The 14,836-nt window shown below is 70.4% G+C and carries 11 protein-coding genes; 1 reads left to right on the top strand and 10 read right to left on the bottom strand.

All coding sequences use genetic code 11. From position 1 onward, the window contains the following. Positions 1–85 precede the first annotated feature (85 nt). The 6 genes from ABZX37_RS22135 to ABZX37_RS22110 form a co-directional block, all read right to left on the bottom strand. Positions 86–862, bottom strand: a complete 777-nt coding sequence (locus tag ABZX37_RS22135; RefSeq protein ID WP_354742267.1) for a DeoR/GlpR family DNA-binding transcription regulator — start codon at positions 860–862, stop codon at positions 86–88. Between the two features lie 81 nt (positions 863–943). After that, complete coding sequence (locus tag ABZX37_RS22130) at positions 944–2,824, bottom strand: DUF5107 domain-containing protein (RefSeq protein WP_354742265.1); 1,881 nt, start codon at positions 2,822–2,824, stop codon at positions 944–946. Then, entirely contained in the window at positions 2,821–3,888 is a 1,068-nt protein-coding gene (gene ugpC / locus ABZX37_RS22125; RefSeq protein ID WP_354742263.1) for a sn-glycerol-3-phosphate ABC transporter ATP-binding protein UgpC, read from the bottom strand. The genes ABZX37_RS22130 and ugpC overlap by 4 nt, the downstream gene beginning before the upstream one ends. Positions 3,889–3,895: 7 nt before the next feature. Then, the gene (locus tag ABZX37_RS22120; protein ID WP_354742261.1) at positions 3,896–4,825 is read right to left on the bottom strand and encodes a carbohydrate ABC transporter permease; all 930 of its coding nucleotides are present in this window, start codon (positions 4,823–4,825) and stop codon (positions 3,896–3,898) included. 10 nt (positions 4,826–4,835) lie between these two features. Then, positions 4,836–5,783: a sugar ABC transporter permease gene (locus tag ABZX37_RS22115; RefSeq protein ID WP_354742259.1), complete on the bottom strand. Its 948-nt coding sequence runs from the start codon at positions 5,781–5,783 to the stop codon at positions 4,836–4,838. Then, positions 5,783–7,177, bottom strand: a complete 1,395-nt coding sequence (locus ABZX37_RS22110; protein WP_354742257.1) for an ABC transporter substrate-binding protein — start codon at positions 7,175–7,177, stop codon at positions 5,783–5,785. Before ABZX37_RS22110 ends, ABZX37_RS22115 begins: the two co-directional genes overlap by 1 nt. Before the next feature lie 252 nt (positions 7,178–7,429). On the opposite strand from ABZX37_RS22110, the gene ABZX37_RS22105 reads away from it, so the two are divergent. Continuing rightward, a complete protein-coding gene (locus tag ABZX37_RS22105; protein WP_354742255.1) occupies positions 7,430–9,181 on the top strand; it encodes an RICIN domain-containing protein in 1,752 nt (583 codons plus the stop codon). Between the two features lie 99 nt (positions 9,182–9,280). On the opposite strand, the gene ABZX37_RS22100 is transcribed toward ABZX37_RS22105, so the two are convergent. The 4 genes from ABZX37_RS22100 to ABZX37_RS22085 form a co-directional block, all read right to left on the bottom strand. Further along, on the bottom strand, positions 9,281–12,406 hold the full coding sequence (locus ABZX37_RS22100) for a TIM-barrel domain-containing protein (protein ID WP_354742253.1): 3,126 nt from the start codon (positions 12,404–12,406) through the stop codon (positions 9,281–9,283). Positions 12,407–12,673: 267 nt separating this feature from the next. Next, a complete protein-coding gene (locus ABZX37_RS22095) occupies positions 12,674–12,883 on the bottom strand; it encodes a hypothetical protein (RefSeq protein WP_354742251.1) in 210 nt (69 codons plus the stop codon). Positions 12,884–13,132: 249 nt separating this feature from the next. Continuing rightward, entirely contained in the window at positions 13,133–13,954 is an 822-nt protein-coding gene (locus ABZX37_RS22090) for an ROK family protein (protein ID WP_354742249.1), read from the bottom strand. Continuing rightward, positions 13,954–14,787: a sugar isomerase gene (locus ABZX37_RS22085; RefSeq protein ID WP_354742279.1), complete on the bottom strand. Its 834-nt coding sequence runs from the start codon at positions 14,785–14,787 to the stop codon at positions 13,954–13,956. Before ABZX37_RS22085 ends, ABZX37_RS22090 begins: the two co-directional genes overlap by 1 nt. Positions 14,788–14,836: the final 49 nt, after the last annotated feature.

The following is a 14,836-nucleotide window of genomic DNA, read 5'->3' as shown; positions in this document are numbered from 1 at the left end:
TGAGGGGAACCCTGAGGGAATCAGAGTCCCTCAGGGTTCCCCTCACGGACTTCTGAGGGAGCGGAGCGGGGACGGCGTCCGGCGGTCAGGCGATCTGCACGGGGATCCCGGCGGCTTTGAGGGCGGCGGTGACGTCAGGATCGGCGTCGGTGTCGGTCACGACCTCGTGGACGTCGGTGATGTCGCAGATGCGGGCGAAGGCGCGGCGGCCGAGTTTCGAACTGTCCGCCACGGCCACCACCCGGGCGGCGTTCTGCACCATGAGCCGGTTGATGTCCGCCTCGCCCTCGTGGCAGGCGAACGCGCCGGCGGCGGGATGCAAGGCGTCCACGCCGAGGAACAACAGGTCGAGGCTGAGCTGGCCGAGCACCAGGGTGGCCAGCGGCCCGCTCAGTTCGAAGGACTGCGGGCGGGCGACCCCGCCGGTGACGACGATCTTCATGTTCGGCCGCACGGCCAGCTCGTGGGCGATGTTGAGCGCGTTGGTCACGATGGTGAGGCCGGGGGCGTCGGCCAGGTCCGCGCGCATGGCCAGCGCCCGGGCCACGCCCGCGGTCGTGGTGCCGCCATTGAGGCCGACGACCATCCCGTTGGACACCAGTGCCGCCGCCGCGGCGCTGATCCGCTGTTTTTCCGGGGCGTGGCGCGCGGTTTTGTAGCGCAGCGGCAGATCGTAGGCCAGGTCGTTCGCGACGGCGCCGCCGTGGGTGCGGGTGAGCAGCTGCTGTTCGGCGAGGTGGTCCAGATCGCGGCGGATCGTGGCGGCGGAGACGTTCAGTTCCGCGGCCACCTCTTCGACGTCGAGCTTCTCCCGCTTCGCCAAGAGGTCCAACAGTGTGCTCAACCGTTCATGCCGAGCCATCGGCTTGTGCTCCCTTCGCACCGGTCCCCGTGCCTGCTTGCCCGCCGCGGCGTCATTGTTCACCCCGACGGCCGATCGCGCTCATCCGGCCCCGCCGCCGGTTTTCATCCGGAAGTCGTATTCGGCGGGCAGCGGGCCGGGGGAGACCGCGTGCCACACATCGCTCAGCGACGTCTCTCCCTCGCGGATCCCGGGCACGGTGAACCCCCGGTCGTACACCTCGCGCGCCCCGTCGAGATCGCCGAGCGCGAGCGAGATCCGCGCCCGCAGCAACGCGAACCGGCCTTCGACCGGCCACGGTTCGAGCAATTCCCGTGCGGCGCCGGGGTCTCCGGCGGCGAGCTGCGCGGCGATGGCCTCCAGCGCCAGCGGAGCCAGTTTCGGCAGCAGGTCCAGCGCCCGCCGGTAGTATTCCGCGGCGCGCACCGGATCGTCCTGGGCGACGGCGAGGTTGCGCCACGCCCAGCCGTTCGGCTCCGCCTCGACCGACCGGTGCCACGCGGTCGCCGCGCCGTCGCGGTCGCCTGCTGCCCACCGGGCGATTCCCCGGTGGTACCAGGTGAGCCAGCTCTGGTCGGGTACGGCCTCCAGCAACTCGGCCCAATGCCGGTTGACGAGCGTGTCGGGAGGTTCGGCGGCGGGCTCGGCCCGGGGCGCCACGCCGTCGAGCAAGTCCCGCCACGGCTGCTGGGCGGCGCCGAGGCTGGTCTCGGGAAACGGCGTGCCGGGCAGATCCACCAGCATCCGGCCGGTTTCCAGCGCGCCCCAGCCGGATCCCTCCGCGAGGAGCTCCCCGGGCGGGGCGTCGGCGACTGCGCGCCATTCGCGCCACCGCCGCTCCAGTTCCCCGGCGGCAGGCAGCCCGGCGGCGACCGAGGCGAGCGCGGCGGGCCAGTCCGGCCCGTGCACGATCTCCGGGTCGGCCGCGACCGGACCGTAGCTTTCGAGCCAGTCCCACGAGGCGCCCGCGGGCAGCCGCAGGTGCTCAAGCTGTGTCCGGGCCAGCCCGGCCTGGATTTCGAGGTATCCCTCCGTCCCGGGCGCGAGCCATTCCTGCCACCGCCGTCCGCCCGCGGATTCGCCCCACACGAACAGCTTCCGCCCGCGCAGCCGCGCCGTGGACGCTTGGCCGAGCCCGTGCCCGTCCGCGTCCACAGCGGCGATCCACGGCGGGCCGTCGACCTCGAAGAAATAGTCGGCCGCCGCCGTCGCCCGAGCAGGATAGGTCAGGTCGCCAGTGACGTCGACGAGTTCCAGCCGTCCGGAATAGCCGTAGTGCCACGCCTTGCCCGCGGGGGCGAGCACACGGGTCCCGGCCGTCTGCGCCACCGCGGTGTTCGACCACCAGTACACCGGCACGTCGCGCTCGTGCGGATTGCGGATCCGCACCCCGACGAACAGCCGCCGCGATCCTTCGGGCAGCCAGAAATCCAGCTGGTACGGCAGATCGCGGGTGCGTTCCCATTCCCACAGCCGCAGCACCGGCTCGCCGCCGGGCCCGGGCGCCTCGGCGGCGAACATCGGCGCGCAGGTCAGCGTGGTGTGCCCGGTGGTGCCGAGGTTCCATTCGACGCCGCCGGCGAACCACGCGTCGCGCAGCGCCAGGTTCGCCGGCTGGAACACCGGGTTGCGGAACACCAGGTCCCGGCCGGTTCCCTTGTCCAGCAGGGAATGCAGCCGCCCGCCGAGTCCGGGAAGGACGGTCGCCCGCAGCAGGTCGTTCTCCAGCACCAGCGCGGGCAGCCGCCGCTCGGTCCGGTCGCGGCCGTACCCGTCCTGCGTCCGGCACGGCAGCACCGTGTCCAGCCGGCCGTAGGACAGGTTCGCCGCCAGGTCCGCGGGAAGTTCGCCCGCGTTGGCGACCGACGCGGCCGGTTCGGTCCGGACCAGCGGCGGCAAGGGGTTCTCGGGGCCCAGTTCGGCCGCGGGAAGCACGAGTTCGACGCTCGTGATCGTGCTCATGCGTCCGGCAGCCGTTCGCCGGAGGCGGCATCGAACAGGTGCGCCGCGCCGGTCCGCGGCGCCAGCGAGATCTCCTCGCCGCGCCGCCACGGCGCCATGCCCGGCGTCCGCACGGTCAGCACGCGGTCCCCGGTCCGGCAGTAGAGGTACTGGTCGCTGCCGAGTTCTTCGACGACTTCGACGACCGCGCGGTATCCGGCGCCGCCGATTTTCCAGCCCTCCGGCCGCACGCCGACGACGATCCCCTTCCCGGTCAGCGCGGACTGCTGCGCCGGGGTCAGCGGGAGCGTGCCGTCGCCCGCCGCCGCGCCAGAACCGTCGACTGTGGTCTCGATGAGATTCATCGCGGGCGAGCCGATGAAGCCCGCGACGAACACGTTGCGCGGGCGTTCGAAAAGCCCGACCGGGGAGTCGCACTGCTGCAGCACGCCGTCGCGCAGCACGGCCACCCGGTCGCCCATCGTCATCGCCTCGATCTGGTCGTGCGTGACGTACAGCGTGGTGGTGCCGAGCCGCCGCTGCAGCGACGCGATCTGCGTGCGGGTCTGCACCCGCAGTTTGGCGTCCAGATTGGACAGCGGCTCGTCCATCAGGAACACGCTCGGCTCGCGCACGATCGCGCGGCCCATCGCCACCCGCTGCCGTTGCCCGCCCGACAGCTTCGCCGGGCGCCGGTCGAGGTATTCGGTCAGGTCCAGGGTGGCCGCGGCTTCGCGGACCCGGCGTTCCCGTTCGTCCTTCGGCATGCGCGCGAGCCGGAGGTGGAAGCCGATGTTCTCCGCGACGGTCATGTGCGGATAGAGCGCGTAGTTCTGGAACACCATCGCGATGTCCCGCTCTTTCGGCGGCAGCGCGGTGACGTCCTTCTCGCCGATGCGGATCGAGCCCTCGTCCACGCCCTCCAGCCCGGCGAGCATCCGCAGAGTGGTCGATTTGCCGCAGCCGGACGGGCCGACCAGCACCAGGAATTCGCCGTCGGCGACCTCCAGGTCGAGCCCGTCCACCGCGGGGCGCTCGACCCCGGCGTAGTAGCGGGTGGTGTCGGTGAAACTCACGGTGGCCATCAGAGTCCTACTTTCCGGCGCCGAGGGTCAGGCCGGTGATGATCCGGCGGGCGAGCACGACGTAGAGCAGCAGCATCGGGAGCACGACGATCGCCACCCCGGCGATCAGCCCGCCGTACTCGGACTGGTAGCTGGCCGCGCCGTAGAAGGTGAACAGCGCGCGCGACAGCGTGAAATGGGCCTGGTCCTTGAGGAACACGATCGCCAGCAGGGTTTCGTTCCACAGTCCGATCGCGTTGAGCGTCAGCGCGGTGATCACGCCGCCGCGGGCCAGCGGAAGGACGACCGAGACGAACACCCGCACCGGCGAGGCGCCGTCGAGCGCCGCGGCCTCTTCGATCTCGTCGGGCAGCGAGCGGAAGAACCCGGTCAGCAGGAACACCGTGAACGGGATCGAGAGTGCCACGTAGAGCACGAACAGCCCGTACTGGTTGTCCAGATGGATTTCGCTGAACGCGACGAACAGCGGGATGATCACGGTCTGGAACGGCACTCCCATGCCGATCGCGACGCCGTTGGTCAGCGCGCCCGAACCGCGCACCCCGAGCCGGGTGAGCGCGTAAGCGCAGGGCGCGGAGATCGCGACGGTGGCGATCGTCGCCAGTCCGACCAAGACCACGGTGGACAGCACGGCGTCGCCGAATCCGGCGTTGTTCCAGGCGTAGACGAAGTTCCGGAACGGCTTGCCGACGTGGAACCACTGATACGGCAGGGCGAACGGCTTGGTGAAGATCTCCACCGGGGTCTTGAACGACGCGGTGATCAGCCAGTACAGCACCAGCAGGTTGCCTGCGGTGAACAGCCACACGATCGCCGAGCCGAGCAGCCGCAGCGGGCTGAGCCGGCGGCTGCCGGGAGCCGGGCGGGGGCGGCGCGGCGGGGTGCGCCGGGGCTTGCCCGGGGCCGCGCCGCGCGACGGCGCTTCCGTGACGGTCACGGGATCTCCTTCAGAACTGGATGGCGTCACGGCGCATCAGCCGCCGCAGCAGCACGACGAGGATCGAGACGAGGGCGATCATCGCGACCGCGCAAGCGCAGGCCGCGCCGAAGTCCGGCGTGCCGTTCGAGCCGAAGGTCCGGTCGAACACGTAGATGCCGAGCGTCCACGCCCGGTTCGGCGGGGCGTAGGTGCCGGGCCCGGCGAGCACGAAGACGAGTTCGAAGATCTTGAGCGCGTTGATCGTCCACAGCACCCCGGCCACGCCCACCACGTCCCAGGTGAGCGGCAGCGTGACGGAGCGGAACTTCTGCCAGGGCGAGGCGCCGCCCAGGTCCGCGTCCTCGTAGAGCTGCGGCGGGATCTGGTCCACCGCGGCCATCAGGATGGTGATGTAGAAGCCGGAACTGGCCCAGATCAGCGACGCGGTCACCACCCCGGTCACGTTCTCCGGCGCGAGGAACTTCGCCGCGTCCGCGCCGAGGTGCTCCAGCACGTAGTTGGCGAGCCCCTGTTTGCCCGGCTGGTACTTGAACACGAAGCCGAGGAACATGCCGAGCGCGACCGGGGCGACGATGTTCGGGAAGAACAGGATCGCCCGCACGATCTTCCCGCCGCGCATGTCCCGCAGCACCATGGTGAACAGGAACGCCAGCAGGAAGGTGCCGACGCCGCCGAGGAACACGTAGACGAGCGTGTTGCCGAAGGCGTAGCGGAACGAATCGCTCTGCCACATCCGCACGTAGTTCCCGACCCCCTGCGGCCGCGGCGTGTCGCCCGCGCCGGACCAGCTGGTGAAGCTGAGCACCACGGTCGCGATCGTCGGCAGCACCAGGAACGCCAGGTAGAGCGCCAGCGCCGGGGCGGCGAAGGGCCAGAACAGCTTGCGTTTGCGGCTCAGATGCGGCCCGAGCGCGGGCCGCCGCCCGGCTCGGGCCGCCCCGGTGATCGTCGCCATCAGTGCTGGCTCTTCCAGAAGGCGGCGGACTTCTGCGCGAGCTGCGCCACGAACGTCTCCGGAGTCAGCTGGCCCTTGAGCAGCGCGGTGTCGGCGGGGTCGAACACGTCGGTCTGCCATGTGCCGCCGGCGATCGCGTCGATGCCGTCGTACTGCAGCACGTGCTCCTTCTTCTGGTCGTCCAGGACGGTCTTGACCGGCTTCAGGTCGTCCGGCACCGCGAGGTCGGGCCGGGGCACCAGGTTGTCGGCCACCGCGGGGATGCCGGCGAGGTTGCCCTTGTTGAGGAAGTAGGCGATGAACGCCTTGGCCGCGTCGGCGTTCTTGGCCTTCTTGGGCACGGCGAAGCCGATCGACATCTGCTCCACGGTGTCGTGCGTGGCTCCGGGCGGCATCGGGAACTGGAAGGAGCCGTAGTCGATCTTCGTGCCCGCGCCTTGCTTGTCCAGGTATTCGCGGGTTTCGCTGGGCGCCCAGCTGCCGACGTACAGGAAGCGTGCGTCGCCGTCCGCCCAGCGCTGCTGGATCTGCGGGAACTTGGCCGCGTCCCAGCCGTCGATGAAGTACTTGGAGATCCGCGCGGTCTGCGCGGCGGCCTCGCGGAATCCGGGAACGTCGGTCCACGCGCGTCCGGTCGGGTCCTGTGCCGCCTTCGCCAGCCCGCCCGCGCCCACGTAGCGTTCGGCCAGCTGGGTGAAGTAGTACATGTTGTAGAACGGGATGTCGCCGTCCTGGCTGACCGCCGCCTTGCCGTCCGCCTTCGCCTTGTCGAACAGGCCGACCAGCTCGTCCACGGTCTTCGGCTGGCCGAGCGCGCCGCCCTTGGCCTTGTCGTACCACCAGGCGCTGGACTGGATCTCGTACGGCACGAGGAAGCTGTGCCCCTCGCGGTCCTTGTTCTGCGGGAAGTCGTACGAGGTGGGGGAGAGGACGTCCTTGACCGTCTTGTCGCCCTCGCCGATCTTCATGCCGAAGACGTCGTCGAGGCCCTGCGTGCCGCCCGGCGTCATGATCGCCGCGCCGACCTTGCTGACGTCCTGGTCGAACAGATCGGGCACGGTGCCGGTGTTGAGCGCCGGGACCAGGTTCTGCGTGTAGGCCTTGCGGCCGAGCCACTGCACGTCGACCTTCACGCCGGTCTTGTCCTGGAAGCACTTCAGCGCTTTTTGCAGCACTTTGCCCTGCGGCTCGTCCGCGGTCCACATGGACCAGTAGACGACCTGCCCGCCGCCCGCCGGTTTCACCGCCGGTTCCGGACAGGGGGACGCAAGGAACTCGGCGGCGCCGGGGAGCGCGTTTTCCCCGGTGCCGCCGCCCGCCGCGTCCCCGCTGCCGCACCCGGCGAGGAGCAGCGTCGCCGCTAAGGTCGAGCCCACGAGCTTGTGAAACCGCATCAGCCACCACCTGATCGAGGTCGAAGACCACACACTGAGTGCGTGTTGCTGCGCATTTTTAGGGTTGATCAATCACTTGTCAACATTCCGCCCCAGGTTCGCCCCTGCATCGTGACTTGCGGAGACTCCCGCGATGACCTGCTCGAAGGGGGTCGAATGGCGGGTTGACAGCGCAAAATCAAGCATCAAGACTGTGTGAACTTGTTCGTTCTTGTCGATTGTTGACGTCGATCGCCTGCGAGGAACCGAGCCATGCCACGCTTCCGCACATCGTTCGCCGCCGGTGCGGCCCTGGCCCTGACCGCCGGGTCGTTCACCGGGCCCGCCGTCGCGCACGCCGGCCCGGGCTACTCCGTGTCGGTGGGGGCCGTCGCCGAGTACCCGTTCCCGACGGACACCCCGGCCGCTCCGTTCCTCGACCGGGACGGGACCTTCCATTTCCAGCAGTCCGCCGCCCTCTACGGCAAGGAGGGCCCGCGCGTCTGGGACTTCTACACCGGCACGGACTTCGACTCGGCGCACCGCGACGCGGGTCTGAGCGACGCGGTGAACCCGGCCGAACCGCGCGATCGCAACAACGACACGACCTGGCGGTGCAACACCAGCCCGACCGGCCGCGAGGCGACCGACCCGCCCGCCGGGTCGAGCTACACCCAGAAGAACTTCTGCGATCTCGTCGGAACCTGGGTCGATCCGGACACCGGTGACTGGTACGGCCTGGTGCACAACGAATTCACCCCCGAACCGTTCGGTGCCTACTCGTTTTCGCACTACGACGCGATCGACTGGGCGGTATCGACCGATCGGGGCCACACCTGGCGGATCGGCGGGCACGCGATCACGTCGCCGTATTCGACGAAACGCGGCGACACGGCGGCGTTCCCGAACCAGACTTTCGACTACGGCGACGGCGATCCGCGGCTGTTCGCCGATCCGCAGTCGGGCTACTTCTACGTCTACTACGGCTCTCGCGTCGTGACGAAGGCCGGCGCGGGCGGCGGCGGGTTCAGCGGCCTCGCCCACGTGGCCCGCGCGCCGATGTCCGGGAAGATGGGCGCCGGAACCTGGCAGAAGTGGTACGACGGCCGATGGTCGCAGCCGGGCGTCGGCGGCAAGGAAAGCAACCTCGTGCCCACCGGCGTCGACCCGCGCGGCTACACCCCGCCGGAGAAGGACTACGACCCGGCGCGCACCGGCACCGCCGCCCAGCAGGTGGCCGCCGGCACGCTGCCGCGCAAATCCGACCTGTTCGTCATGAACATCGCTTACGACGCGCACCTCGGGCTGTACATCGGCGAGCCGGAGGCGGTCGATTCGGCGGGCCCGCAGCGGTTCTACGCGACCGAGGACCTGGCGAACCCGAAGTGGCGGCTGATCGGCGACACCGGCTCCTACCGGGACCAGTCGTGGTACCGCTGGTTCGTCGACTCGGCCAGCCGGACCACCGGGACGATCGTGGGCAAGACCTTCCGGTCCTATTGCTCGATCTCGTGCGCGGACGGCCGCGACGGCGTCTACGCGGACGTGACCGTCACGTCGGCCGCTCCGGCGCCGTCGTTGGTCGATCCGAGCCGCGTCTACCGGATCGGGTCCAGCCGCGTGCTCGCTGCTTCCGGCCGCACCACCACGTCGGTGCCCTCGCGACTGGCGGGCGACCGGGCGGACTGGCGGTTCACTCCGGCCGGTGACGGCTCATATCGCATCACCAACGCCGCGAACGGTTTGGCGTTGGGCGTTCCGGCAGCGCCCTCCGGCAGGGCCTGGGGGACCGCGCCGATCCTGAGCGCCGGATCCGGGGTTGCCCAGCAATGGTTCCTGGTCCCGGCGAACGGAGGGACACGGCTGGTCAACCGCTACAGCGGACTGGTGCTGGCGCTGTCGGCGGTGCCGGGACGGCAGAGCGAGACCACGCCGGTGCGCTCCTGGACCGACCGCAGCGGCAGCCTGGTCGGCGACGGGCGCACCGCGGGCGAGCAGATCCTGCCGCTGGTGCCGCGCCGCTGAAACACCGCCCCACCTTGACGTACGTGAGGGGAACCCTGAGGGAATCAGATTCCCTCAGGGTTCCCCTCACGTACCGCGATCCCGCCGCCCGCCGATGGTTCAGGCGATCGCGGCGGTGAAAACGTGCAGTGCCGAATTCGACGGCAGGGTGAGCGCGACGACTCGCTTGCCCGGCGTCAGCGGAACGGTATTCGCGAACACCCGGTACGCCACCGTCGGATAAGCCGGACCGGCCTTCGTGTTCTTGCCGGACACCGAGGCGACCGTGGTCGCGCCGTATTTCGCCGGGTCAGAGCAGCACCAGTTCGGGAAGCCCAGGTCGGCTTGGCTCGTGCTGCCGTCGGCGTACCGGACGACGGCCGTGCCGTGCGCGGCGGACCCGGTCCCGGTGCCGGTCAGGACCAGCTTGGAACCGCTGCCCTGCACGGCGACAGTCTGGCCGCCCGCCACGACATTGTCCGGCTTCCCGGCACCGGCGTCGGGCCAGGTCGACTGGGCACCGTCAGCGGTGAACAACGCACCCGGTTTCAGGCCAGCTTCGGCCAGTCCCTCCGCACGGAAGCTGCTGCCGCCGCCGTCGAGATCGCCGTTCGCGAAGTGTGCTGCATCAGTGACCCCGACATTTCCGTATGCCGCGGCCATCGTCGCGTACGGCACCGTGACCATCGCCGACCCCGCCGCTTCGCGAGTGCCCAGCCTGGCCTGGTACTTCGCGGTGGCGGTCAGCTCGTAGTCCGCCGGGTGCAGCCCCTCGTCCGGCGTGAGCCGCACCGGGACCTGCACCGTCTGGCCCGGCCATACAAGCGTGGGGGCTTGCGAAATGTCCGCGTGGAAACCGTTGGCCTGCAGAGACAATGCAACATCACGCACGGGCAGCGGAGTGCTGTTGGTGAAGCTGACGGTGGCCGACACGGCCTGGCCGGGAGCGGCTGTCGCGGGGGCGGAAAGCCGCACCGAGGCGTTGTCGTCAGCGGGGAAGAGCCCGCCGACCGCACTCGCCCCGAGCAGCCGGATGTCCTGGGCGGCACCGGAATCGAGCGAGCCGGTCTTCACCCGCACGACGCCTCGCGCGGTGGGGTCGTACCACCAGCCGGACGGGGCCTTGTCCAGCTCCGCCTTGCTGGCGTACTGCCGCAGGATGCCGTGGCCGCCCAGTACCGCCGCCGGCTTCGTTCCCGTGTGGACTGACAGCTGGTAGTTCCGCGTCGCCGGTTTCCCTGGGTAGGACCCGGTGCTCGCGCCAATCCCGACGGTCACTGTGCCCGGCCCGGACTGCGGCGCGTCCACGGTGAAGGTCTGCCGCGCCTGCTCGCCGCGCTGGTAGCCGCGCGTCACGCCGTCGTCCTCGGCGAGGGTGAAGCTGCCCTTGCCCTGCGGGTACACGTCGACGTCGAGCTGCCCCTTGTCGCGGGTCTGCCAGGACGTCGTGCCCTCCGCCCACATCGGCACCACAGCCCCGCCGCGGACGAACAGCGGCAGCTTGTCGAGCGGCGCGTCGTAACCGTCCACTGTGGTCGGACCGGTGTAGGTCTTGCCGCTCCAGTAGTCCACCCAGGTTCCCTTGGGCAGATAGATGCCGTCGCGCACGGAGGAGCTGTCGTAGACCGGGGCGACCAGGAAGTCCGTGCCGGACAGGAATTCGTACTTGGCCTTGTCCGTCCACGCGTTCGGGTCGCCGGGGTACTCGAGCGCCAGCGGCCGGACCTGGCCGACGCCGGTCTGGTGCGCCTGCACCGAGTAGCTGTAGGTGTAGGGGAGCAGCCGTTCCTTGAGCAGCAGGTATTGGCGGTTGATCGAGGTGTAGGGCTCGCCCTGGCGCCAGGGCTGCTTGTCCGAGGAGGCCCAGCCGTCCATCGTCATCGCGACCGGGAGGAAAGACTTCCACTGCAGGTCGCGGACGTAGGTCTGCGGGGAGCCGCCGAAGATGCCGTCGATGTCGCCGGTGTTGTAGGCGATGCCGGACAGCGTCGAGCCCGCGTAGGTAGGGATCTGCCATTTGATGTAGTCGTAGGAGCCGGACTGGTCGCCGCTCCACAGCACGCCGCACCGTTGCGCGCCGGCCCAGCTCACCGGCTGCCACACGAAGCCGCGCGCGTCGCTGTTGTCCTCGATGCCCTTGTGCGCGGTGTCGCAGGCGTCGAGGGCGAACTGGTAGCCGGGGCCGACCCAGGCGACGTCCAGTTTGCGCACGCGGACGCCCGCCTTGACCTCCTCGGCCTGGTTGGGCACGCCGTTCTCGGTCCACAGGCCGAGCTGCATTTTGTTGTCCCGCAAGCCTTCGCCGGTTTGCTGCAGGTTCTCGTAACCGCAGCCGTAGCCGTCGTTGACCAGCATCCAGCCGTTGGGCATGCCGTGTTCGGGATAGCCTTCAGCGACCTTCACCGCGTCGAGGGTGTGCCGTTCGCCGCGGTTGGCGTTGTGCAGGTAGCAGTCGGAATCGCCGGTCTCCAGGCCGTAAATCGGCGGGAGGAAGGGTTTGCCGACCAGGTCGGTGTAGCCGGAGATGACGTCCTTGAGCCCGTCGCCGACGACGTAGGTGGCGTCGAAGCGGCGTTCGTCGTGGGTCGTGCGGACCGGATCGGCGAACGAATAGCTGCCGGGCGCGAAGGTGTTGCGCAGCACGCCGTACCCGGCCGTCGAAGCGTAGAACGGCTGGGAGTTGGGCGCGCCGCCGTCGTTCCAGTTGTCGTCGGCGAAAATTTTGATGGTCTGGTCGCGATGACTGAAGCGGCCGTTCTGCTCCCCGCCGCCGACGTACTGTTCGGCGGCGCCGCGCGCGAGCGTCTGCGTGGTGGTGTCGCCGGTCCAGGACAGCGGGGCGGATTCGGCCCAGAGTTGCTTGCGGTCCGCGCCGTCGTAGAGGGCGAACTTCAAGGGGTGCTTGTAGGCGCGGAGCGTGGCCTTTCCGGTGCCGACAGCCCAGTAGGAGCCCCGGTCGACGCGCTTCGGCACCACGGGAGCTTTGCCGTTCGGCAACACGATCTTGCTGCCCGCCGGATCGGTGAAGGCACCGTCCGGCGCGAGCCAGACCCGGATCGCGCCCTCGGCCGGGAAACTGACCCGGACGGCCGCGGCGCCCGCGGTCAGGGTGGTCACCGGGCCGTCGGCGGAGAGGCCGGTCAGGTCGCCGAGCTGCCCGGCGGGCGCAGCGGCGGCGTGGGCGGTGGCAGGGGTCGCGACGGCCAGCAGGACCAGCACTGCGGCCAGTGATCGGAGAGGATGCATAAATCTGCTCATTGCATACCTTTCTTGCGCATTAAAATGCACATGGCGCTTCTGTATAGCGCACTCGGGCAGCGAAGTCACCGGCTGAACCGGTGGAGCAGACTTCCGTCGGTATCGGGAGTCCGGAGCTCGAGCCGGATTCCGGGTGCCGCCGGAGACGCGGGCCTCCGGCACCGAAGGCCTGTGGGCGTGCCGTGCTGGATTTGTTGGATGGCAGGGGATCCGTGCGGTGTCGTCTTGCCGCCGCTCGGTCCCGAACCTCCCGCATTATCCGGTCAGCAGCCGCGCCGCCACTGCTGCCTCGAGCTGCTCGTCCAGGAACCGCCGTACCGCGCCGAGCAGTTCGTCGTCGGACGGCCCCGAGGACCCGTGCGGCACCAGGGGCATCGTGACCGTCTCCCGCAGCCGGGTGGCGAGCAATGCCGAGAACTTCGACCATTCGGCGTCGGACAGCTGAGGACCCGGCTCGGCATACACCGTGGGATGGCCGTCGCCGGTGATCGTGACCGTCGACCTGGTTTCGGCTTCACGCGGCGCCGTGTGGAACGGAACCGCCAGCGGCCGAGCGGAAGCACGGCGCGCACCGGGATGTCCAACGCGGCAAGGACATGGGCGACGTTCACGCCTTTGCCGCTGACTCGCCGCTGTACGTCGAGCACCCGGTTCGTGCCGCCGGGCGGGACCCGGAAGGTGATGTCGACGACGGGTTGGGCGTGGCGAAGACGATCATCGCAACGCCAGCAGCGTCGCACCCACCACGGCGGCCCGGTCCCCGTGGTGCGCCTGGACAATCGCGGGCGCCCGCAGCGCCCCGAGCCGATGCGCGACCTCGCGGGCGAGCGGGTCGAGCAGCAGGGCTCCCGCCTCGGCGAGGCCGCCGCCGACGACCACAGTGGAACACCCGGCCACGGCGGTGGCCCACGCGATCGGCTCCGCGAGCGCGCGGACGCACTCGTCCCACGCCTCGACCGCCGCGGGATCTCCGTCGCGGACCCGCGCGGCGACGGCGGCCGCGTCCGGGGCCCCGGCGCGGCGTGCGAGCCCGGAGGCCGACGCGACCTCTTCGACGCGGCGGCCGTCCGGCAGCCGGAGCTGGCCGACCTCGCCCGCCCACGGGCTCGCGTCGAGCACCTCGCCGCGCACCACGAGCGCGGTCGCGAACCCGGTCCCGACCGGCGCGAACAGCACCGGCCCGGGTGCTCCGGCCGCCGCGCCGGTTCGGGCCTCGGCGAGCGCTCCGGCTCGGACGTCCTGCCCGAAAGCGAGCGGGACGTCGAGGCGCGCGGCGACGAGGTCGCGGACGGGCACGTCTTCCCAACCGAGGTTGACCGCCTGGACGCACCGCCCGGCGCGCTCGTCCACAATCCCTGGGACGACCAGCCCCGCCCCGTCGACCGGATGACGCGCGACGGCCCGGGCCACCAGGTCAGCGAGCGCTGCGGGATCGCCGAACGGAGTCCGTTCGCGCCATTCGGCGAGAACGGAACGGCCGTCGGTCACGCGCATCTTGACGGTCGTGCCGCCGACGTCGATGCCGAGGACGGCCATCAGACGAGGATGACCGAACGGGTCAGGGACCGGGGGCGATCGGGATCGAGCCCGCGCCGCCGCGCGAGCGCGACCGCGAACCGCTGCGCCACGACCAGTCCGGCGAGCGGGTCGAGGTCGTGGTGCACGAACCGGGCTCCGGTGCGGGCGATCTCGGCGGCCAATCCGTCCGGGGTCTCGCCGAACGACCACACGAGCCGGCCGGGCTGCGCGATGGCGATCGGGCCGTGCCGATAGTCCATCGCGGGGTACGCCTCGGCCCAGAACTGCGCCGCTTCCCGGGTTTTCAGGGCGGCCTCGCAACTGATGCCGACCGCGGCCCCGCGCCCGACGAAGGTGACCTGCTCGGCGTCGAGCAGGTCGTCGACCGGTTCCAGCAGCGCGCGCTCGGCCTGTCGCGCCAGCTCGGCGATGTCGTCGCCGAGGCCTGCGCGCAGAAGCGCGAGCGTGCTTGTGGCGAACCGGGTCTGCACCACCGAGCGCTCGTCGGCGAACGGCAGCGCGACCACCTCGGCCACGGCGGCGGCCGCAGGTCCGTCGCCCACCGCAGTGATCAGCGTGGTGGGCTGCCCGGCGAGCGCGGACAGGAGCTCGATGATTTCGGTGGTGGTGCCGGACCGGGAGATCGCGACGACGCGGTCGTATTCGCGACCGGCCGGATACTCGGATGCGGCGAACGCGTCAGTGACTCCGAGGCCCCGCTGCTCCCGCGCGGCGGCGTAGCTCATCGCGACGAACCAGCTGGTGCCGCACCCGACCACGGCCACCCGCTCGCCCGGCTGCGGCAACGCGTCGGCAGCCGCCGTGGCAACGTCCGCCGCAGTGAGCCACATCTGCGGCTGGGAGGCCAGTTCGGCGGACACGAAGGACCCGGACCCCGGC

It is taken from the genome of Amycolatopsis sp. NPDC004079 (assembly GCF_040610415.1).
GTDB lineage: Bacteria > Actinomycetota > Actinomycetes > Mycobacteriales > Pseudonocardiaceae > Amycolatopsis > Amycolatopsis halotolerans.
The sequence above is the reverse complement of the archived record's forward strand: the minus strand, read 5'-3'. Positions and strand labels throughout refer to the sequence as shown.